The sequence below is a fragment of the Acidocella sp. genome, assembly GCF_027352905.1.
Lineage (GTDB): Bacteria > Pseudomonadota > Alphaproteobacteria > Acetobacterales > Acetobacteraceae > Acidocella.
Genome location: NZ_DAIEIF010000039.1, coordinates 1 through 20,280, shown reverse-complemented (window position 1 = coordinate 20,280; position 20,280 = coordinate 1). Strand labels below are relative to the sequence as shown.

The window sequence follows — 20,280 nt, the reverse complement described above, 5'->3', positions numbered from 1 at the left end:
TGCCAGTCTCGTATTGGCCCTATGATAAACCGAGCACCCAATCCTTGAAAGGCTGCCAGAGCGCCGTCTCGGCATGGGTGCCCGCCACCATGCCGATATGCCCCGCTTTGGGCTCGATGACCGTGACATGGCGCAAATTCGCCGCCAAGGCGCGGGCGGAGGCGGCGGGCACCAGCCTGTCCCTGGCCGGGGTGGCGCAAAAGGCCGGGAGAGACAGCCGGGCGGGGTCCACCGCCAGCCCGGCCACCCGCCATTCCCCGCGCGCGGCGGTATTGGCGCCGTACCAGCCCGCCAGCGCCTCCCGCGCCACCGGGGCGGCCAGCGGCACCCCATCCGCGAGCCAATCCTCCATCGCCACGAAGCGCCGCGCGCGGGCGCTCGCTTTGTTCTGCCCCGCGAAATCGCGGTATTTATCGCCGATCCCGAAGGGATCGACCATGGCGAACATCGTGTTGAGCGCGTCGATGGGGAGCGTGCCGGAAAACCGCAACACCCCTTCCATCAGCGGCAGGGCTTCGGCGACGCGGCGGGCGGAGGCCGAATCCTCGGCATGGAAGTCCCACGGAGTCGCCAGCAGGGCCAGGGCGCGCACCCGCCCATGCCCCGCCGCCGCCGCCCGCAACGCCGCCGCCAGGGCTAGCATCCCCCCCATGCAATACCCGGCCAGCACCACCGGCTCCGGCAGCGCCGCCAGCGCCCGCTCCAGCCGCCCGGCGATATAGTCGGTGAGGGAAAAGCCGCGCTCGATCTGGCCCGGCCATCCCCAATCCAGCAGGTAAGGATGCACCCCCCGCGCCGCCAGCCAGCGGAGCATGGAGGCCTCCTCCATCAAATCGAGAATATAGGCGCGGTTGACGAGGCTGGGCACGAAGAGAACCGCCGGGCCGGCGCCGCCATAATCGAGCAGCCGGGATTCGCCTTCATCCCACAGGGCGGGAGGCTCGCGCAGCCGGCGGATATAGTCAGCCCGGCGGTAGGCCGCGATCCCCGCGATCAACGCCCGGTCCTGCCGCTGGATCTCCCGGAGCAGCGCCTCCAGCTCCTGCGGGGTCCGGGCGGGTTCCGCCTTCGCGCGCAAGAAGTCCGGCCAGACGCTGTTCCAGTTCAGCGACGCGGCGACCGAGCCGCTCGACTTCATCCAGGCCAGGCTGAGATGGAGCAGAAGCGGCCGCGGCCCCCGGCGGCTGAGCGGCACGGGCGCTTCCGGGCGCGGGCTCATGCGGCAGCAACGCGGCGGCGGCATTGGCCGCCTGCGCCCATAACCCCAGCATGGCCGCCCAGCTTTCCCGCAATTCGCGGTCGGCCGCCATCGCGGTGAATTCGCTCTGCCATATGGCCACGAAATCCCTGGCCAGTTCCTCGTCCATGATCCATCAAATCCCCGGCGCCGCCTCCTCCTAGCGCGGTCGCGGCCCCACCGCCACTTTCCTTGCCCTCATCCGGTCTGTGCATCGCACAAAATCCGTGTTTATGTTCCAATATCGAGCAGATTATCGCCCGGGAAGAAAGGCAAATCCCATGAGTGAACCGGCCCCCCCGCAGCCGCAACCCGTCATCATCAAGAAATACGCCAATCGCCGCCTCTATAATACCGAGAGTTCTAGTTATATCACGCTTGAGACATTGGCGAACATGGTGCGCCAGGACCGCGATTTTGCGGTATTCGACGCCAAGACCGGGGAGGATATCACCCGCTCGGTGCTGACGCAGATCATCGTCGAGGAGGAGGGCAAGGGCAATCCGCTCCTGCCCATTAATTTTCTGCGCCAGCTCATCGGCGTGTATGGCAGCGGCGTGCCGAGTCTGATGCCCCGCTATCTCGAACAGGCGATGACCAATTTCAGGCGCCAGCAGGAGGCGATGCGCGAGACGGTGAGCAAGACCTTCGGCCCATTCCTGCCGCCGGGCATGGAGGATATGGGGCGCAAGAACATGGCGATGATGGAACGGGCCATGACCTTGTTCTCGCCCTTCTATCGCGAGGGGACCGAAGCGAGACCCGAGGGGGGCGCCCCGCAGGATTATCAGGATGAAATCGCGAGCCTGCGCGCCGAGGTGGAGCGGCTGCAAGCCGAGCTCGAGGCGCTGAAAACCAAAGGCGGAAATTGACGCGGCGCATGGACGCTTCCCCGCCTTTCCGTTAAACTTAGCGATTATGAAATATTTTTTCCTTCTGCCCCTGGTGGCGCTGGCCGCCATGGCCGTTCCGGCCCAGGCCCAGATTCCCATGGGGGGCGGCATGGGCGGGCCGGGCGGCGCCCCCGCCCCCCAACCCAAACCCAACCAGCCGAACATCGCCCCCACCGGCCTGCCGGGCGTGGGCGCCGCCCCCGGCCCCGCCACCGTGCAAAAACAAAGGCCGATCGGCGGCGACCCGACCCAGGAGCTTTTCGCCGCCATCACCAAGAACGACTATGCCTCGGCCCAGGACGCCGTGAGCCGCGGCGCCGATTTGGGGGCCAAGGACCAGTTCGGCGAGACGCCGCTCGATCTTTCCATCGCCCTGAACCGCAACAACATCACCTTTTTGCTGCTCGGCACGCGCAACGAGCTGGCGATGCAGGATGGCGGCGGCACGATGGGCGCGCCCTGGACCCTCAACGGCGCGGACGGCGCTCCGGGCAAGGCCAAACCCGGCAAACCCCGCCCCAACCCGGCCATCCAGCCGGCCCGCGCCCCGGCCCTCGCCCCCCGCTACCCGGCGGGCGATACCGGCACGCCCGACCCGCAGGCGGGGTTTCTCGGCTTCGGCGCCACGCCGTAGCGGATGTTGTCAGGCGGGGATGGCCCCGCTATAGATCCCGGGCGTCGCGGGCGTGGTGGAACTGGTAGACGCGCTGGACTCAAAATCCAGTTCCGGCAACGGAGTGTCGGTTCGATTCCGACCGCCCGCACCAGCCTTATCCAGCCCTATCCTCCACGAATAAAACCGCGCGGCTGATCGCCTCCGCCAGCGCCTCGATCCCCGCGCCCTGGCGGGCAATGGTGGCAAGCACCGGCCTGCCCTCGCGCGCGGCGCGCGCCTCCTCCAGCATGCGCTCCAGATCCACCCCGACATGGGGGGCAAGGTCGGTCTTGTTCACCACCAGCAGGTCGCAGCGCAGCACGCCGGGACCGCCCTTGCGGGGAATGTCGTCCCCCCCGGCCACGTCGATGACGAACATCCACCAATCCACGAGATCGAGCGAAAAGGTCGAGGCGAGATTGTCGCCGCCCGATTCGTAGATGATCAGGTCGAGGCCGGGAATGGCGGCCTCCATGCGGTCCCCCGCCAATATATTGAGGGTCGGGTCCTCGCGGATGACCGTGTGCGGGCAGGCCCCGGCCTCCACCGCCCCCACCCGCTCGGGTTCGATCAGCCCGGAGCGGCGCAACCGCTCCGCATCCTCGATGGTGACGAGGTCGTTGGTGATGACGGCGAGATTGACCCCCCGGCGGCGCAGCACCGGGATCAACGCCTCGATCAACGCCGTCTTGCCCGAGCCGACCGGCCCGCCGATCCCGATCCGCGCCGCTGTCATCCTTGCCTCCCAATCCGGAGCGCTCAGCAAACCATGCCGGGCGGCGCCGCGTCCACCCGCCCTGCCCTCACAGCGGAGCCACGCCATGCGCGGCCAGCGCGGCGCGCATCGCCCCGCCGCCCAGGCAGGCGCTGGCATGGGCCCGCCCGCGCCCCCCCAGCGCCGCGCGCAACGCCGCGTCATCGCCGAGCCGCCGCAACCATTCCGCCATATGGCCGATATCCGGCTCCGCCCAGCGCGCCCCGCGCAGGGGCGGATAAAGCCCGCTCGCATCCGCCACCGGCACCAGCTCATAGCCGATCAACGCGGCGCTCGCCTGGTCCATGAAGGTGAGATTGCCCGACCAGCCGGTGGCCACCACCGGTTTGCCCCGCAGCATCGCCTCGGCCAGCACCAGCCCGAACCCCTCGGCGCGGTGGGGACTCAAGACGATATCCGCCCGCTCCATCAGCGCCGCCATCCGCTCCTCCGGCCATGCCCCGCTGAACACCGCGATATTCGGCCCCGCCTCGGCGGCGAGTTGCGCCGCCGCGCGCGGATCGGCGGCGGCGCCGGAGAGCTTGATCACCAAAAGCTGGTCGTCGCGGCGGCCAAAGGCGCGGCGGAAGGCGGCGATGCCGGCCGCCGGGTTCTTGCGCGCCACGCTGGAGCCGAGGGACAGCGCCATCAGCGTCACCACCTTGCCCTCCGGCACATCCGCGCAAGGCGGCGCGGGCGAAGGGGGGAGAAGGGCGAGCGGGTAGGGAACCACCCGCACCCGCCGCGGCGCCACCGCCTCCAGCGCCTGCGCGGCGAAGGGCGAGGGCGCCCAGACCTCATGCACGTAGCGCCGGCCCGCCGCCCAGCCCGGCGGGACCACGGGCAATTCCCACACCCAGGCGCCGATGACCAGCCGGCCGCGCAGCAGATCCCGCTCCGCCCGCGCCAGCATCAATGGCAGGCTGGGGGCGTTGATCGCGAGCAGCAGGGCCGCGCCCGGGGGTGGAGCCGGACCGCGCGGCTTGCGGCCCACGCCGCAACTCACCTCGCCACCGCCATAGCCCAGCAGCCTCGCCCCCATGGCCAGGCTGCGCGCCGCCTGGCCGAGCCCGGTGCCCCACCCCATCTCGCCCGCCACCACCACCCCGCGCGAGCGGGCCGGGAGGGTGGCATCCGCCCGCGGCGCCATGGCCGCCGCCAGCCGCCGCAGCGTTGCCCGGCGAGGCCCGGCGGGCAAAACGCGCCATAGCGCATGGGCTGGAGAGAGGAGATCGCTCATGAAGAATGAATGTGGTGTATGCGCTGAAATTTCGGTTTCAATATGCAACTTTTGATTTAGATTTTATCGCGAATCCAGCCTATGTTGAGGCTATGTCTGAAAAGCTGCGTTTTACCTGTCCCGACCCGCCCGCGCCCCGGGCGGCGGCGGTATCCGGCAGCCTGTTATGCGCCACCCGTTACGGCGCGCTCGGCGCCTCATCCCGCCTGCGCCTCGCCCAATACATCCCCCATCTCAGCCAGGCCATCCAGATCGAGCACCGGCCTTTTTTGCAGGATGATTATCTGCGGGCCCTTTATGGCGGCCGCTTTCGCGCCCTGCCGGCGGCGCGGGCCTATCTGCGCGTGGCGGGGTTGCGCGCCGCCATCCGTCGGCACGATCTGCTCTGGATCGAAAAAGAGCTGCTCCCCTGGCTGCCCCACCAGGCGGAACGTATTTTGATGGGCGGCACGCCCTATATCCTCGATTTCGACGATGCCTGGGCCCTGCGCTACGCCGATTCGCCCTCGCGCCTGGTAAGGGCGGCGCTGGGCCATAAGTTCACCCATCTGCTGCGCGGGTCAGCGCTTACCATCGTCGCCAACGAGACCCTCTATCATTGGGCCAGCGCGGAGGGCGCGCGCAATATCCTGCTGCTGCCGACCGTGGTTGATCTTGCCCGCTATCCTCTCCTGCCGGCGCCGGACGGCCCCTTCACCATCGGCTGGATCGGCACGCCGCTCACCGCCGCCTATCTCGACGCGTTGGCAGCGCCCCTGCGCCAGCTGGCCGCGGAGGCGCCGCTGAAATTGCTGGTCATCGGCGCGCCCGGCTATACCCTGCCCGGCGTGGAAGTCGAATCCCAGCCCTGGAGCGAGGCGAACGAATCCGCGCTGATCGCGCGCTGTCATGCCGGCATCATGCCCCTGCCCGATTCGGAATGGGCGAATGGCAAATCCGGCTACAAGCTCATCCAGTATATGGCGATGGCGCGCCCCGCCATTGCCAGCCCCGTCGGCGCCAATAACCGCATCGTCAATTCTGGCGAGACCGGCTTTCTCGCCGCCGATGCCTTGGCCTGGTTGCAAAATTTGCGCGCGCTGCGGGACTCGCCGGATTTGCGCGCCCGGATGGGCGCGGCGGCGCGGCGGCGCGCCGAGCGGCATTACAGCCTCGGCGTGACCGCCCCGGTATTGCTCGAAACCCTTACCGAGCTGCTTGGCAATATTGCTGAACGTAGGGCGAAAACGCCTTTTGCAAGGCTGGCACGCTGAGCTTGAACGCCTCCAGCCGGTAAGGGGCATGCCGGCCATAGCCGCCGCGCGGCTTCGCCTCCGCCATCCGCCGCATCGCCTGCAGGCCCGGCTCGGTCAGCTCCTCGCCGAAATGCGCGTAGATCCGCTCCACCGCCAGCACCGGATCCGCGGTGAATTCCTCATATTGCATGTGGAACTTGGCGGCGGCGGGCACATCCGTGCGCCGGTCGAACTCCAGCAACAGATTCGCTCCCTGGGTCCAGCGCGCCGCCACCTGGGCGCCGATTTCGCCGGCATCGATCTCGCGCAGGAAGGGCTGGCGCAGCACCTGGGTGAGATGGGCGACGGAACCGAGCACGGCGATCGGGTCGCGGTGGAGGATGACGAAACGCGCATCGGGATATACCCGCAATATGGCGCTCAGCGTGAACGTATGGTCCGGGCATTTCAGCACCCAGCGGGCCGGCTCCCCGGCCTGGAGATATTGCAGGAATTTTTTGTGGAAGCGGAAGGCGTCATCATGCCCGTGCGCCTCCAGCCAGTCGAAATAGGAAGGCACCCGGTGGGTGGAATCGAAGCGCAGGCTCTGAAAGACATGCGCGGTGATCTCGCTGCATTCCTGCGGACTATCAGCGGTGATGGGATGCAACTCGCGAAAGCCGGGCGCGAGCCCGTTGAACAATTCCAGCTGCTTATCCACCTTCCCCACCCGCTTGTCAGCGCGCGGGGAGAAACCGGGCGGGCGCGGCGCGGGATAGATCATCTGCCAGTTGCGCGGCACCTGGTTCGCGGGATCCTCGGCCAGCAGCGAATGGAGAAAACTCGTGCCGGAGCGGGGCAGGCCGAGAATGAAAAGCGGCGCCTTGACCGGCGTGGCGGAGAGGGCCGGGTTGGAGGCATGGGCCGCCTCGATGAGGCTGGCATTGCGCAACAGCCGCAAAAAATCCCAATGCAGCGACACCCGGCCGAACAGGCTGAGGGCGGATTCCGCCCGGATCGAATCGAGCAGCCGTTCCAGCCCGGCCAGCGCGTCCGGAGAGGGAGCCACCCCCGCCGCCCGCACCAGCTGCTCAGCACTTTCCACCGGAAACGCGGACTCGGGCAGCAGCCGGTCCGCGAGCCGGAAGCCCTGGCTCAGCAGGGTCGCCAGCGCGGGCATCTCAGCGGGGTTTCCGCTCGATCAGCTCGATCTTGTACCCGTCCGGGTCCTCGATAAAGGCGATCACGGTGGTGCCGAATTTAACGGGGCCGGGCTCCCGCGTGATCTTGACGCCGGCGGCGCGCAACGTCTCGCATGTGGCCTGGACATCCGGCACCCCCAGAGCGAGATGACCGAAGGCCGTGCCCATCTCATAACTCTCCACGCCCCAATTATAGGTGAGTTCCAGCACGGTATGGGTGGTTTCGTCGCCATAGCCCACGAAGACGAGGGTATATTTGCCTTCCGGCACCTCGGTGCGGCGGAGCTCCCGCATCCCTAATTGCTTGGTGTAGAACGCCACGCTGCGTTCGAGATCCCCCACCCGCAGCATCGTGTGCAGATACCTAAACTCGCTCATCCCAGACCTCGTCTTTCCTTGACCGCTCTTATACAGAAACGCCGATCAGAAACAGATTTCCGTTATCCGCCATTTCAATAAGTTGCGCCTTCGCTATCAAAATGGTCGCGCCAGCCTCGAATGCCATACCCGCTAGGCCTGTTTTTAACGCATGGCTTACCGTATCCGGCCCGATCGTCGGCAGATCCGCGCGGCGTTCCTGGCCCGGCTTGGCCAGCTTGACCAGCACGGGGGCGGGGCCGGGGCGGCGCACCGCCGCGATGCGGGAGAGCATCGCATCCGTCCCCTCCACCGTCTCCAGCGCCAGCACCAGGCCCTGCTGCACGACGCAAGCCTGGCCGATATCCGCCGCGCCGGTGATTTTCAGCACCTCTATCCCCCGGCTGATATCCGCCAGCGCCTGGGCGTCCGGGGTCGCGCGCGTCAGCGCCCCCGCCGGGGCCAGCGCGTCCGCGAGAATTTCATGCGCGCCCAGGATCCGGAAACCCTCCTCCGAGAGCACCCGCACGATCGCCGCGAGCAGCCCGTCATCACCGAGAAACGCCGCTTTGCCGATACGGGCGAGCAGCCGCGCGCCCTCGGCATCCGGACGCAAGGAAAGAAAGGAGGGCCGCTTTACCGGCCCGATCATCACCAGCTCCGTGCAGCCCTGCTCGCGGAAGGCGCGCATCATCGCGCCGATGGCGCCCAGCCGGTAGAATTTATGGGGAAAGGGCCGCAACACCTCCGGCTCGGCATAATGCGCGATGCCGGCGATGAAGACGGGCCGCCCGGCGGCGAGGGCCGCCTCCGCCACCTGGCCAGGCAAGGGCCCGCCGCCAGCGATGATGCCAAGCGGCGTCATACGCGGGAAAGACGCGCCGCGCCCGGCCTAATCCTCATGCGCGGCGACATTGGTGAGAATGCCATGCCGCGAGGGGGTGGCGATGAAGTCGAGAATCTCCCGCACATAGGGGTTGGCCCCGTATAATTCCGCCACCCGCCGCACCCGCTCGACAAACACCCCCGGCCCCGTGAACAGAAATTTATACGCCGCGTTGATCTCGGCCAGCTCCGCCTTCTCGACCCCCCGGCGCTTCAGGCCGATGAGATTGAGGCCGAGCAGCTCGGCCCGCGTGCCAAAAACCCGCCCATAGGGGATCACGTCCCGTGTCACCCCGGTGAGGCCGCCGACCATGGCCCCGGCCCCCACCCGGGTAAATTGCAGCAGGGCCGCGTTGCCGCCGATCACCGCGCGCTCGCCCACCTCGACATGGCCGCCCAGCGCCACGTTGTTGGAAATGATGACGCCATCGCCCACCACGCAATCATGCGCGACATGGACGGTCGCCATCAGCAGGCAATCCGCGCCGATACGGGTGACGCCGCTGCCGGTGACGGTGCCGCGGTGAATGGAGGCGTGCTCGCGGATCTGGGTGCGCGGGCCGATGACCGTCTCCGTATCCTCGCCTTTATATTTGAGATCCTGCGGCTCGAGCCCCACCGTGCAGAAGGGAAAAAGTTTCGCTCCCGCTCCCACTTGCGTGCGCCCGGCGATCGCGACATGCGAAACGAGCTGGACCCCCTCGCCCAGCACCACATCCTTGCCGACCGTGCAATACGGGCCAATTCGCACATCCGGGGCAAAACGGGCGCCAGGTTCGACGATGGCGGTGGGATGGATCATGCGCTCTACCGTATCCAGCATTTTTTCTTCCGCTACCCTGCCTGGTCCCGGCTGTACGCGAGGCGGGGGGCAGGGGCCAATCACATTCGGTTTCGGCTCGTATCGCCGCTGTCAGACCGGCTTCACCCCGTCCATGATCATCGCCGTGATAATCGCCTCCGCCACTACGCCGCCCTCCACCCGCGCCACGCAGTCGAAGCGCCAGATCTGGCCGCGCCGCCGCTCCTTGGTCACGGTCAGGCGAAGCTGGTCGCCAGGGGTGACCGGCTTGCGGAATTTGGCCCCGTCGATCGACATGAAATAGACGATGGGGATGCCGGCCTCCGGCCCCAGCGTGGCGATGACGAGACCCGCCGCCGTCTGCGCCATGCTCTCGATGATCAGCACGCCCGGCATGACCGGGTGACCGGGAAAATGGCCCTGGAAAAAAGGTTCGTTGACCGAGACGTTCTTGATCCCGGTGGCGGAATGGTCCTTGCGGACCTCCACCAGCCGGTCCAGCAGCAGAAACGGATAGCGATGGGGAATCATCGCCAGGATCTGCTTGATGTCGATCACCGCCATATCCACGGGCGGCAGGGTTGGCTCCGGCGCGTCAGTCATGTCTCATTCCCGGTTTTTTGGCCTTTGCGCCCGGATTGGGCGAGTTTGCGCAAGGTGACCACCTCGCGGAAAAAACTCCTGGCGTTCTGCGCCGGCGCGCCCAGCACCTCCTCGCCGGCGGGCACATCCTGCATCACCCCGGATTGCGCGCCGATGCGCGCGCCATCGCCGATGGTGAGATGGCCCGTCAGCCCCGCCTGGGCGGCGATCATCACCCCCGCGCCGATCCGGGTGGAGCCGGACACCCCGGCCTGGGCCACCACCACCGAATGGGCGCCGATGCGCACATTATGGCCGATCTGCACGAGATTATCGATATGAACACCCGGACCGATCACCGTGTCCTGGGCGGAACCGCGGTCGATGGTGGTATTGGCGCCGACCTCCGCGCCCTCGCCGATCAACACCCGGCCGAGCTGGGGGACGGGGTAGAAGCCGGTTTTTGACATGGCGAAACCGAACCCATCCTGGCCGATGCGCGCCCCCGGATAGATCACCACCCGGTCGCCGAGAATGGCGTGACTGAGCGTCACCTGGGCGTGAATACGGCATTGCCGCCCTACCACCACGCCCGGCCCGAGCACCGCGAGCGCGCCGATAGAGGTCTCGGCGCCGATTTCAGCCCCGGCGCCGATCACCGCTCCGGGGCCGATCTCGGCGCTGGGGTGGATCACCGCCGAGGGCGCGATGACGGCGCTGGGATGCACGCCCGGCTCCGGCGCGGGAAACGGATAGAACAACGCCGCCACCTTGGCCCAGCCGACATAGGGCTCGGCCACCGCCAGCGGGATACAGCCGGGAGGCACCCTATCCGCGAAATCCGGATGCAGGATGACGGCCCCCGCCCGCGTCTCCGTCAGGAGGCCGGCATAACGGCGATTATCGAGAAAGCTGATATCCTCCGGCCCGGCGGTTTGCAGCGGGGCGACACCGGAGATGACGCGCCCCGAGGCCGGCGGCGCGATGCCAAGCCGCGCCGCCAATTCCGCGATGGAAAACGGCCCCGCGCGGCGGAAAAACCGCTCATCGCCGGGTTTGGCGGAGGCTTCCATGGGTCAGGGGCCGATCCCCTCGCCCGAATCATCCGGCGGGTTGACCGGCATGCCCGGCGTCACCACGCTGGGCGGCACCTTCACGCTCGGCAGCAATTTGTTCAGCGAGGTGATGGTCTCGGCCGTGATGTCGAAGCCGGCGACGTTCAGCACCGCCTGCTCGCGATGCAGCACGAGGTTCATGCCGTGGGCCTGCGCCTCCTGTTTGACGATTCCCGCCAGCATGGCCTCGATCTGGCGCAGGGCGGCCTGCCCGGCGTTCTGGATCGCCTGGTTGCGTTGCTCGAACTTGGTCTGGGTGGCGGCCACCTCGTTTTGCAAATTCTGCTCTTTTTGCTCGAGCTGGGCATCGCTCAGCTTGCCGCGCTGCGCCATGATCGCCTGCTGCTCGGCCTGGATTTTCTGGCGGGCCGCCTGCGCGTCCTTCGCCAAAGCCGCCTGCCGTTTCTGGATCTCGGCCTGCACGCCCTGGGCGGCGGTGGATTTTTGCAGGACCTCCGGCACGGACAGCACGCCGATGACGGCGGTGGGCGGCGGCGGCTCGGGCGGCAAGGGCGGCAGATCCGGCACCTTGATCTCCGTGCCCTGCGCGTTCTGGGCTGTGCTGGAGGATGGCGCGGCGGGGGCGGGTTTGGGCCGGGGCGCGGCGGCGGGCGCCTGGCCTTGCGCGGCGCTGGGCGGCATGAAGTAGCCGGCTCCGCCGCCGGAGGAGGAGGATTGGGCATGCGCCGCCGGCACGGTGCCCCCTATCAGCAAAGGCAGGACAAACGCGTAACGGGAAAGAGCAGCCACTTAGAACCTCGTACCGAAAGAAACGTTGAATTGCTGGGTCTGGTCGCCCTTCTGCTTGACCACCGGCTGCGCCAGAGACAGGTTGACCAGGCCGAACGGCGTGTTCCAGGAAACGCCGACACCGGCCCCCACGCGCGGGGCGGAACTGTCGTAAATTTTGGATGTGCCGAGCGTGGGCGCGCCCCAAAGCGAGCCGACATCCACGAAGGCGAAACCGGAGATGCCGATATCCGGCGAAAGGGGCAGCGGAAAATGCAACTCCGTGGATTCGCTCCACATATAGCGGCCGCCGATCTGGCCGCCGCTGCTGGTCTGCTGGCCGGCGCTGTTATAGACCGGCTCGGCATAGGGGCCGACGCCGCCGCTGGCGAAACCGCGCAGATTATCGCCGCCCAGGAAGAAGCGGTCCTCGATCTTGTCCTGGTAATTGCGCATATCGAGAAGCGCCCCCGCCGAGCCGCTGAATTTCAGCACCCAGCTTTTATTCCCGAACAGGTGCTCGAGCGGGATATAATAAGAAACATCCGGGCTGAGGCGGAAATATTTGGCGTCCCCGCCCAGCCCGGCGAGATCGGTGGTGAAATCGAGAAGCAGACCGGAATGGGGATTCTGGTCGTCATCGAGATAATCGAAGGTGAGGGTCTGGCTGATCTGCGAGAGCGAGGATTTGCCCGCCTCGTTCTCGATGTAAATATTGGCGCTGCTGCCGCTCGGTATATCGTAAATATTCCGTTCGCTGACCGTGTAGGTGAAGGTCTGCCGCACATTCTGGTTGAAGCGGTAGCCCATCCGCAAATCCCCGCCGAGATCGCTTTCAGAGTAGGAGTAGGATTGCCCGCTGGACGTGTAGGAGTTGGTGACCGTGCGGAACAGATCCCAGCCGGCGATGAGATTGCGGTCCAAGAAATACGGGTTGGTCATACCAATATTGATCTGGGTGCCGTGCTGGGCGACCATCGCGTTGATCGAGGCGTTCACGCCCGTGCCGACGAAATTATTCTGGCTGAGGCCGGTATTCACCAGCGCGCCCAGCGAGGTGGAGTAGCCGCCGCCCAGCGAGAACTGGCCCGTCGCCTGCTCGGTCACCGCCGTGTTGAGAATCACCTGCTGCTGGGTGGAGCCCGGCGAGGTAGTGATCTTTTCATCCTTGAAGAAGCCGAGATTCTTCAAATTCTGGGTGGAGCGGTCGACCTGGCTCTGATTATAGGCATCGCCTTCCGCCACCGTCAGTTCCCGGCGGATCACCTTATCCTCGGTGCGGGTGTTGCCGGTGATATCGATCCGCTGAATCCAGACCCGCGGGCCATTGATGACATTCAGCACGATATTGAGCGTGTGCGTCTTGGGATCGGTCGTGACTTGCGGGTTGACCGTGGCGAACGCGTAACCGAGATCCGTGGCGCGCTTGGTGAGAGCGTCCACCCCTTCCTGCAACGCATCGCCGTCGAACCAATCCCCCTTGGAGAGGGGCACCAGGCCGCGCAATTCCTCCGATGAGAGATGGGGAATGCCGGAAACGACCTTGATCGAGCCGACCTTGTAGCGGGCGCCCTCGTTCAGCGTGTAGATCAGATAGAAGGATTTGCGGTCCGGGCTGAGGACGGCATTGGCGCTCACCACCTGGAAATCGGCGTATCCCTCATGAAAATAGAATTTATGAAGCAGATATTCGTCATAGGCGACGCGGTCCGAGTTGAACTGGTCCGCGCTGGAGAGAAAGCGCCACCAGGCCGATTCCCGGCTTGAGACGACATCCTTGAGCTTGCCCTGGGAGAAATGCTTGTTGCCGACGAAGACGATGCGGCTGATGAGCATTTTATGGCCCTCATCGCACTGGAACACGACATTGACCCGGTTGCCGGGCAGCTTGACGATATTCACCTCCACATCGGCGTTGTAATAGCCTTTCTTGGCATAGGCATCGAGAAGGGCGCGGCGGTCCGCCTCCGCGGCGGCCGGAGTATAGACCGAGCGCGGTTTCAGGCTGATGGCCGCCTGCGCGTCCTTATCCGAGAGCGCCTTGTTGCCGGAGAACAGCACCTGATCCACGATCGGGTTTTCCACCACGGCGACATTGAGATTATTGCCCTGCCGGGTGATCCGCACGCTGCTGAACAGACCCGTGGCGTATAAGGTCTTGACGGATTGGTTGATCTTGTCCGGGTCGAACGGGTCGCCCGGCTGCACCACCATATAGGCGATCACGGTCCCGCTCTCGATGCGCTGATTGCCGGTGACCTGGATCGCCGCGATCCGGCCGCCAGCCGGGACGGGCGCCGGGCTCGTATCGGCGGCCTGCGCGGCGCCTCCGAGGCCGGGGGCCGCCAGTATGGCCGGCAGCAGGCAAACGGACGCCAGAAAAACGGAGCGCGGTTTTAGCAATCGAACTCTCCCAACCTAGACTCCCCGGCAGACCGGCGGCCTCCCGGCGCGTTTGGCACGCGCCAGCCCGCCGGGCAAGCGCCTTGCGCCTGTCATCCTCCAAAACTTACAGCAAATGGGTGAACCATGAGACGGCTCCCAGCCGCGCGAGATCGTTGAAGGTGACCAGCACGACCAGAGAGAGAATGAGGGCCACCCCCACCCGCAGCCCCGCCTCGCGCGCCTGCTCGGGCACGGGCCGGCGGATCAGCGCCTCCACCGCGTAGAACAGCAAATGGCCGCCATCGAGAACAGGGATGGGAATGAGGTTGACGAGTCCGAGATTGATGGAGAGCAAGGCGATGAGACTGATGAGCGGCACCAGCCCCATCGCCGCGGCCTGGCCCGAGATCTCGGCGATGCCGAGGGGCCCGGCGAGATCCCGCAGCCCCTTATGCTGCATGATCAGCGTGCCCAGGCCGGAAAACCAGGCGGAGATCTGCCGTCCGGTCTCTTGAAACGCGGCGGCGATGGCCTGGCCCGGCGGCAGCCGCCGCAGGGTGGATTGGGTGCCGATGACGCCGAGATGGCCGATCTTCTCGCCATCCAGCATGGCGTCGCCCACCGTGACCGGCAGGGAGAGCGTGGTCCCGCCCCGCTCGATGGTGAAATCCAGCACCGTGTCCGGGTGGCCGGCCACGATCTGCTGCAGATCGGAGAAATTGGCGATGGCCGTGCCGCCAATGGCGAGCACCCGGTCGCCGGGGAGCAGGTGCGACGCGGCCGCCGGCGAGCCGGGCTGAATCTGGCTGACCACCGGCTGGGTCGTGATCTGCCCGGCCCCCATGAACAACCCGGCATAGATCACCACCGCCAGGAGCAGGTTGGCGAGCGGCCCGGCCGCGACGATGACCGCCTTGGAGCGGAGCGGCGCGGCGGCGAAGGAGCCGGGGCGCGCCGGCGCCGTCGAGCTCTCCTCGCCCCAGCCCTGCATCTTCACATACCCGCCGAGGGGCAAGGCCGAGATCTGCCAGACCGTGCCGGATTTCGCCTTGAACCGCGCCAGGGCCGGGCCGAAGCCGACCGAGAACACCTCGACCGTGACCCCCTGGCTGCGCGCCGCGAGGTAATGGCCAAGCTCATGGATGAAAATCAGCACGCCGATATCGATGATGAAAGCGGCGATGGTGCGCAGCAGGTCCAGCATGGTCAGGCCGCCCGCGCCCCGGCCAGGGCCTGCGCGGCATCGCGGGCGGCGGCATCCACCGCCAGCACCGTTTCCAGGTCTGGCAGAGCGGGCGCGCCCATCTTGTCCATCACCGTCTCGACGATCCCGGCGATATCGAGAAACCCGATCCGGCGCTCGAGGAAAGCGGCGACGGCGACTTCATTGGCCGCGTTCAGCACCGCTGGCGCGCCCCCCCCGGCGAGCAGCGCCAGCCGCGCCAGCCGCAGGGCGGGAAAACGGACCTCGTCCGGGGCATGGAAATCGAGCCGCGCCACCTGTGTCAGGTCCAAACGCGGCGCCTGGGTGGCCAGCCGCTCCGGCCAGGCCAGGGCATGGGCGATGGGAATGCGCATATCCGGCGTGCCCAGCTGCGCCAGCACCGAGCCGTCGGTATAACAGACCATGCCATGAATGACGGATTGGGGGTGGACGAGCACCTCGATCCGCGCCGAGGGCAAGTTGAAGAGCCGCGCCGCCTCGATCACCTCCAGCCCCTTGTTGAACATGGTCGCGCTGTCCACCGAGATTTTCGCGCCCATGGACCAGACGGGGTGGCGCAGGGCCGCCTCGCGGGTGATGCCGCGCATCTCCTCCAGCGAATGATTGCGGAACGGACCGCCCGAGGCGGTGAGGATGATCTTCTCGACCTGTTTGCCGTTGCCATCCGCCATGGCCTGCAAAATGGCATTATGCTCGGAATCCACCGGCAACAGCGTCGCCCCCGCCGCCGCCACCGCGCGCAGAAACACATCCCCGGCGGAGACCAGCGACTCCTTGCAGGCGAAGGCGATGGTGCCGCCCTGTCCCACCGCGGCGAGGGTGGGCTCCAACCCGGCCACGCCGGTGATCGCGCTCATCGTCCACTCGGCCTCGCGCGCGGCGGCTTCCAGCACCGCGGCGCGCCCGCCCGCCACCTCCAGCTCCTCCCCGGCCAGCGCCTCGCGGAGAGCGGGCAGCAGAGCCTCATCGGAGATCACGGTGATCTCCGGGCGGAACCGGCGGGCCTGCTCGGCCAGAAGCGCGACATTGCGCCCGCCCACCAGGGCGCAGATTTGGTAAGCCCCCGGAGTCTCGCCTATGAGATCCAGGGTTTGCGTGCCGACGCTGCCCGTTGAACCCAGGATGGTCAGCCGCTTCACCGTCATCAACCCAAACCTCCCTGCATGGCCAGCGTGAGCAAGGCCGCGACCGGCGCCGCGGTCAAGAATCCATCCAGCCGGTCGAACAGACCGCCATGGCCGGGGATCGTCCGCCCCGAATCCTTGACGCCCAGTTTGCGCTTGATCGCGCTTTCCAGCAAATCCCCCGCCTGGGCGACCATGCTGAGCAGCAGCCCCGTGCAGAACGCCGCGACCGGGGCCGCCTGCGCCGCCAGCGCCGCGGCCGCCCCGCAGCCGGCGCCGATGCCAAGCCCGCCCAGCGCGCCGCTCCAGGTCTTGCCGGGAGAGATGCGCGGCGCCAGCTTGGCGCCGCCCAGCAGGCGCCCCACCGCATAGGCGCCGATATCCGTCCCCCAGATGACCAGGATCAGATACCCCGTTTCAGCCAGCCCATATTCCGGCCGCGCCCGCAGCCAGAGCATCGCCAGCCCCGCCAGCCCGGCATAAGGCAGGCCGAGCGCGGCGAAGCCTCCATAAACCGGCCAGGCGGCGAGGGTGAGCGCCAGCAAAGCGAGCAACCCGGCGGGCGGCCCGGCCCATATTGCCGCCGCCCAGGCGATGAGGAGACACAGCGGCAGCGCCCAGCCCTGACGCAGCCCGGCGAGCCGCCCCCATTCATGGCCCAGCCCGGCCAGCGCCGCCGCCAGAAACAGCTCCCAGGCCAGCCCGCCGCGCCATAGGCAAAACAGCGCGAGCGGCGCCAGGACCAGGGCCGAGGCGGCGCGCAAGGAAAGGTCGGACCAGCGCCCCTTCGGCGCGCGCAGCGGCTCAGACAGGGCGGGCACCGAACCGCCGCTCCCTGCCCGCGTATTCATCGAGCGCCAGGGCGAAATCCCCGGGGGAAAAATCCGGCCAGAGCACCTTGGTGAACAAGATCTCGGCATAGGCCAGCTGCCAGAGAAGAAAATTACTCACCCGCTGCTCGCCGGAGGTGCGAATGACGAGGTCGGGATCAGGGATGCCCGCGGTGAACAGAAACCCGGCGAAGCGCTGCTCCGTCAATTCCTCCGGTTTCAGCCCCGACGCCATAACCCGGCGCGCCGCCGCCACGATCTCCGCCCGCCCGCCATAGGATAAAGCGAGGACCAGGGTGAGACGGCAATTGCCAGCGGTCTGGGCCTCGGCCTCCGCCAGCTCCCGCCCCAAAACCGGACCAAAGCGCTCGCGTTCACCGATCACGCGCAGTTGCACGCCCTCCGCGTGCAGCTCCGTCAGCTCCGAGCGTAGATAATGCTTGAGCAGGAAGGTGAGATCCTGAACCTCCTCGGCCGGGCGCTGCCAGTTCTCGGAGGAGAAGGCGAAGAGGGTGAGATAGCGCACCCCATGCGTCACCGCCGCCTCGATCACCCGGCGCACGGCCCTCGCCCCCTCGCGATGCCCCGCCGCGCGGGGCAGCCCCCGGGCCGCGGCCCAGCGTCCATTGCCATCCATGATGATGGCGACATGCAGCGGCACGGGGTGGGAGGAGGCGTCAGCCATCAGACCTGCCGGATGTCCTTTTCCTTGTCGGCCAGGGCGTCATCCACCCGCTTGATATAGGCATCGGTCAGTTTCTGCACCTGTTCGGACCAGTCGCGCTCCTCATCTTCCGAAATTTCGGACTTCTTGTGCAAGGATTTGATCTGCTCCATGCCGTCGCGGCGGACACCGCGCACCGCCACGCGCGCCGCCTCGGCGTATTTACCGGCCGCCTTCACCAATTCCAGGCGCCGCTCCTCCGTCAGCACCGGCAAAGGCACGCGGATGATCTGCCCGTCGGGCTGCGGGTTCAGCCCCAGCCCGCAATCGCGGATGGCGGCCACCACGGCATTGACCATCGAACGGTCCCAGACCTGAACGGTGATCATGCGCGCTTCCGGCACGGCGATCGTCGCCACCTGGTTGAGCGGCATCAGCGAGCCATAAGCCTCGACCTTCACCGGCTCGAGCAAGGCGGGGCTCGCCCGCCCGGCGCGCAGGCCGGAAAATTCGCGCTTCAGCGCCTCCAGGGCGCCATCCATGCGCCGGGTGAGATCCGCCTTGAGGGTATCGAAATCAGCCATTTGCAAGCCTTGTTTTTTAGGTTTCGACGATGCGGGTGAACAGCCCCTCGCCGCGCAGAACCGCGGGGAAGGCGCCAGGGGCCTGGATGTTGAAGACGATGATGGGCAGCTTGTTCTCGCGCGAGAGCGAGATGGCGGAGGCGTCCATCACGTTGAGGTCGCGGGAGAGCACTTCGAGATAGGTGAGCTCCTCATAACGCTCGGCGTCGCGCACCTTGCGCGGATCGGCGGAATAGACGCCGTCCACCTGAGTGCCCTTGAGCAGCACGCTGCAATTCATCTCCGTGGCGCGCAGCGCGGCGGCGGTGTCGGTGGTGAAGAACGGATTGCCGGTGCCGGCGGCGAAGATCACCACCCGCCCCTTTTCCATGTGGCGGATGGCGCGGCGGCGGATATAGGGCTCGCACACCGATTCCATGCTGATCGCGCTCTGCACCCGGGTCGGCACGTCGATCTTCTCCAGGGCCGATTGCATGGCGAGCGCGTTCATCACCGTGGCCAGCATGCCCATATAATCGGCCTGGGCCCGCTCCATCCCCGCCGAGGCCCCGGCGATGCCGCGAAAGATATTGCCGCCGCCGATCACCAGGCAGACCTCGATCCCCATCGCCAGCACGTCGCGCACATCGGAGGCGATGGCGTTCACCGTCTCGGTATCCAGCCCGTATTCGCGCTTGCCCATCAGGGCCTCACCGGAAACCTTCAGCAATACGCGTTTATAGCGGGGGGTGTCGGTCATGATCGTCCTGTAAATGAAGGGCGGCCAGGCGACAGGCCCGGACCGCCCTTGCGTAGCCCAAAGACCGGGTTTGTTAAACCCCGGCGGCGGCGGCCACCTCGGCGGCGAAATCGGAATTTTCCTTCTCGATCCCCTCGCCCAGGGTGAAGCGGACAAAGCGGGTGACGCCCCCCCCGGCTTTCTTCACCACATCCTTCACCCGGCTTTCGCCGTCATGCACCCATATCTGCTCGAGCAGGACCACGTCCTCATAATATTTCTTGACCCGCCCCTCGACCATCTTCTCGATGATGGCCTCCGGCTTGCCGGAGGCGCGGGCCTGCTCCATCAGCACGTTTTTCTCGCGCTCGAGCGCCGCCGGGTCCACATCGGCGATGGAAAGGGCCTCGGGCCGCGTGGCGGCGACATGCATGCCGATCTGCCGCCCCAGCCGGTCGAGCCCCTCGCCAGCTCCCTCCAGCCCGACGATCACGCCAATCTTGCCCAAGCCCGGCTTCAGCGCCCCGTGCACATAGGCGGCGACGGTCCCGTTCGGCACGGAAACCACCGCGGCGCGGCGGACATTCATATTCTCGCCGATCGCGGCGACGAGATGCACCATCTCCTCCGCCACGGTGCGGCCCGTGCCGGGAAAGGGCGCCGCTTTCAGCGCCTCGACATCCTCACCCGCATCCAGCGCCAGCCGGGCGACGGTCTCTACAAAATTCTGGAACGCCTCGTTGCGGGCGACGAAATCGGTCTCGGCATTCACCTCCACCATCGCCGCCTTGCCGGGGGCGAGGGCCACGCCCACCAGCCCCTCGGCGGCGACGCGCCCCGATTTTTTGGCGGCGGCGGCCAGCCCCTTCTTGCGCAGCCAATCGACCGCGGCTTCCTTGTCGCCATTCGTCTCGGTCAGCGCCTTTTTGCAATCCATCATGCCCGCGCCCGTGCTCTCGCGCAGATCCTTCACCATTGATGCTGTGATGTCAGCCATTGGTTTTCTCCTTAGGTTGTTCGGTTAGAAGAGTTGTGAACAAGGGGCCAGGATTCAGGATCCAGGGGCCAGGGGGTCGGCAATTGCC

At 66.9% G+C, this 20,280-nt stretch carries 21 protein-coding genes and 1 tRNA gene; 4 read left to right on the top strand and 18 right to left on the bottom strand.

The window, feature by feature from the left end; translation table 11 throughout:
* Positions 1–19 precede the first annotated feature (19 nt).
* Positions 20–1,195, bottom strand: coding sequence for an alpha/beta fold hydrolase (locus M7H45_RS07210; RefSeq protein ID WP_298215639.1), 1,176 nt, complete (start codon positions 1,193–1,195; stop codon positions 20–22).
* A gap of 323 nt (positions 1,196–1,518) precedes the next feature.
* Between M7H45_RS07210 and phaR the strand changes: the two genes are divergently transcribed.
* From phaR to M7H45_RS07195, 3 genes are all read left to right on the top strand, one after another.
* On the top strand, positions 1,519–2,109 hold the full coding sequence (phaR, locus tag M7H45_RS07205; protein ID WP_298215637.1) for a polyhydroxyalkanoate synthesis repressor PhaR: 591 nt from the start codon (positions 1,519–1,521) through the stop codon (positions 2,107–2,109).
* A gap of 46 nt (positions 2,110–2,155) precedes the next feature.
* On the top strand, positions 2,156–2,764 hold the full coding sequence (locus M7H45_RS07200) for an ankyrin repeat domain-containing protein (protein ID WP_298215635.1): 609 nt from the start codon (positions 2,156–2,158) through the stop codon (positions 2,762–2,764).
* 46 nt (positions 2,765–2,810) lie between these two features.
* Positions 2,811–2,897: transfer RNA gene (locus M7H45_RS07195), tRNA-Leu, on the top strand.
* A 3-nt stretch (positions 2,898–2,900) separates the two neighbouring features.
* On the opposite strand, the gene ureG is transcribed toward M7H45_RS07195, so the two are convergent.
* Both ureG and M7H45_RS07185 read right to left on the bottom strand, forming a co-directional pair.
* Positions 2,901–3,521: an urease accessory protein UreG gene (gene ureG / locus M7H45_RS07190; RefSeq protein ID WP_298215634.1), complete on the bottom strand. Its 621-nt coding sequence runs from the start codon at positions 3,519–3,521 to the stop codon at positions 2,901–2,903.
* A 67-nt stretch (positions 3,522–3,588) separates the two neighbouring features.
* Positions 3,589–4,779 (bottom strand): glycosyltransferase, encoded by a 1,191-nt coding sequence (locus M7H45_RS07185; RefSeq protein ID WP_298215633.1) that lies wholly within the window; start codon positions 4,777–4,779, stop codon positions 3,589–3,591.
* A 92-nt stretch (positions 4,780–4,871) separates the two neighbouring features.
* Here M7H45_RS07185 and M7H45_RS07180 point away from each other — a divergent pair, with 92 nt between their 5' ends.
* Positions 4,872–6,032, top strand: a complete 1,161-nt coding sequence (locus M7H45_RS07180; protein ID WP_298215631.1) for a glycosyltransferase — start codon at positions 4,872–4,874, stop codon at positions 6,030–6,032.
* On the opposite strand, the gene M7H45_RS07175 is transcribed toward M7H45_RS07180, so the two are convergent.
* From M7H45_RS07175 to tsf, 15 genes are all read right to left on the bottom strand, one after another.
* A complete protein-coding gene (locus M7H45_RS07175) occupies positions 5,965–7,173 on the bottom strand; it encodes a sulfotransferase (protein WP_298215629.1) in 1,209 nt (402 codons plus the stop codon). The genes M7H45_RS07180 and M7H45_RS07175 overlap by 68 nt on opposite strands.
* A gap of 1 nt (position 7,174) precedes the next feature.
* Entirely contained in the window at positions 7,175–7,573 is a 399-nt protein-coding gene (gloA, locus tag M7H45_RS07170) for a lactoylglutathione lyase (protein ID WP_298215627.1), read from the bottom strand.
* Between the two features lie 28 nt (positions 7,574–7,601).
* Positions 7,602–8,417 (bottom strand): LpxI family protein, encoded by an 816-nt coding sequence (locus M7H45_RS07165; RefSeq protein ID WP_298215625.1) that lies wholly within the window; start codon positions 8,415–8,417, stop codon positions 7,602–7,604.
* Between the two features lie 27 nt (positions 8,418–8,444).
* Positions 8,445–9,260, bottom strand: coding sequence for an acyl-ACP--UDP-N-acetylglucosamine O-acyltransferase (gene lpxA / locus M7H45_RS07160; protein ID WP_298215623.1), 816 nt, complete (start codon positions 9,258–9,260; stop codon positions 8,445–8,447).
* A gap of 90 nt (positions 9,261–9,350) precedes the next feature.
* Positions 9,351–9,842 carry a 3-hydroxyacyl-ACP dehydratase FabZ gene (fabZ, locus tag M7H45_RS07155; protein ID WP_298215621.1) on the bottom strand — a complete coding sequence of 164 codons (492 nt, stop codon included), beginning with the start codon at positions 9,840–9,842 and terminating at the stop codon, positions 9,351–9,353.
* A complete protein-coding gene (gene lpxD, locus M7H45_RS07150) occupies positions 9,839–10,894 on the bottom strand; it encodes a UDP-3-O-(3-hydroxymyristoyl)glucosamine N-acyltransferase (protein ID WP_298215619.1) in 1,056 nt (351 codons plus the stop codon). Before lpxD ends, fabZ begins: the two co-directional genes overlap by 4 nt.
* A 3-nt stretch (positions 10,895–10,897) precedes the next feature.
* The gene (locus tag M7H45_RS07145) at positions 10,898–11,686 is read right to left on the bottom strand and encodes an OmpH family outer membrane protein (protein WP_298215617.1); all 789 of its coding nucleotides are present in this window, start codon (positions 11,684–11,686) and stop codon (positions 10,898–10,900) included.
* Positions 11,687–14,068, bottom strand: a complete 2,382-nt coding sequence (gene bamA / locus M7H45_RS07140) for an outer membrane protein assembly factor BamA (protein WP_298215615.1) — start codon at positions 14,066–14,068, stop codon at positions 11,687–11,689.
* A gap of 106 nt (positions 14,069–14,174) precedes the next feature.
* Positions 14,175–15,254, bottom strand: coding sequence for an RIP metalloprotease RseP (gene rseP, locus M7H45_RS07135; RefSeq protein ID WP_298215614.1), 1,080 nt, complete (start codon positions 15,252–15,254; stop codon positions 14,175–14,177).
* 2 nt (positions 15,255–15,256) lie between these two features.
* The gene (locus M7H45_RS07130) at positions 15,257–16,420 is read right to left on the bottom strand and encodes a 1-deoxy-D-xylulose-5-phosphate reductoisomerase (RefSeq protein ID WP_298215612.1); all 1,164 of its coding nucleotides are present in this window, start codon (positions 16,418–16,420) and stop codon (positions 15,257–15,259) included.
* Positions 16,420–17,220, bottom strand: coding sequence for a phosphatidate cytidylyltransferase (locus tag M7H45_RS07125; protein WP_298215610.1), 801 nt, complete (start codon positions 17,218–17,220; stop codon positions 16,420–16,422). The genes M7H45_RS07130 and M7H45_RS07125 overlap by 1 nt, the downstream gene beginning before the upstream one ends.
* Complete coding sequence (gene uppS, locus M7H45_RS07120; protein ID WP_298215608.1) at positions 17,204–17,914, bottom strand: polyprenyl diphosphate synthase; 711 nt, start codon at positions 17,912–17,914, stop codon at positions 17,204–17,206. The genes M7H45_RS07125 and uppS overlap by 17 nt, the downstream gene beginning before the upstream one ends.
* Positions 17,914–18,477 carry a ribosome recycling factor gene (gene frr, locus M7H45_RS07115; RefSeq protein WP_298215607.1) on the bottom strand — a complete coding sequence of 188 codons (564 nt, stop codon included), beginning with the start codon at positions 18,475–18,477 and terminating at the stop codon, positions 17,914–17,916. Before frr ends, uppS begins: the two co-directional genes overlap by 1 nt.
* 16 nt (positions 18,478–18,493) lie before the next feature.
* Complete coding sequence (gene pyrH / locus M7H45_RS07110; protein WP_298215605.1) at positions 18,494–19,216, bottom strand: UMP kinase; 723 nt, start codon at positions 19,214–19,216, stop codon at positions 18,494–18,496.
* 73 nt (positions 19,217–19,289) lie between these two features.
* Positions 19,290–20,192, bottom strand: coding sequence for a translation elongation factor Ts (gene tsf, locus M7H45_RS07105; RefSeq protein ID WP_298215604.1), 903 nt, complete (start codon positions 20,190–20,192; stop codon positions 19,290–19,292).
* Positions 20,193–20,280: the final 88 nt, after the last annotated feature.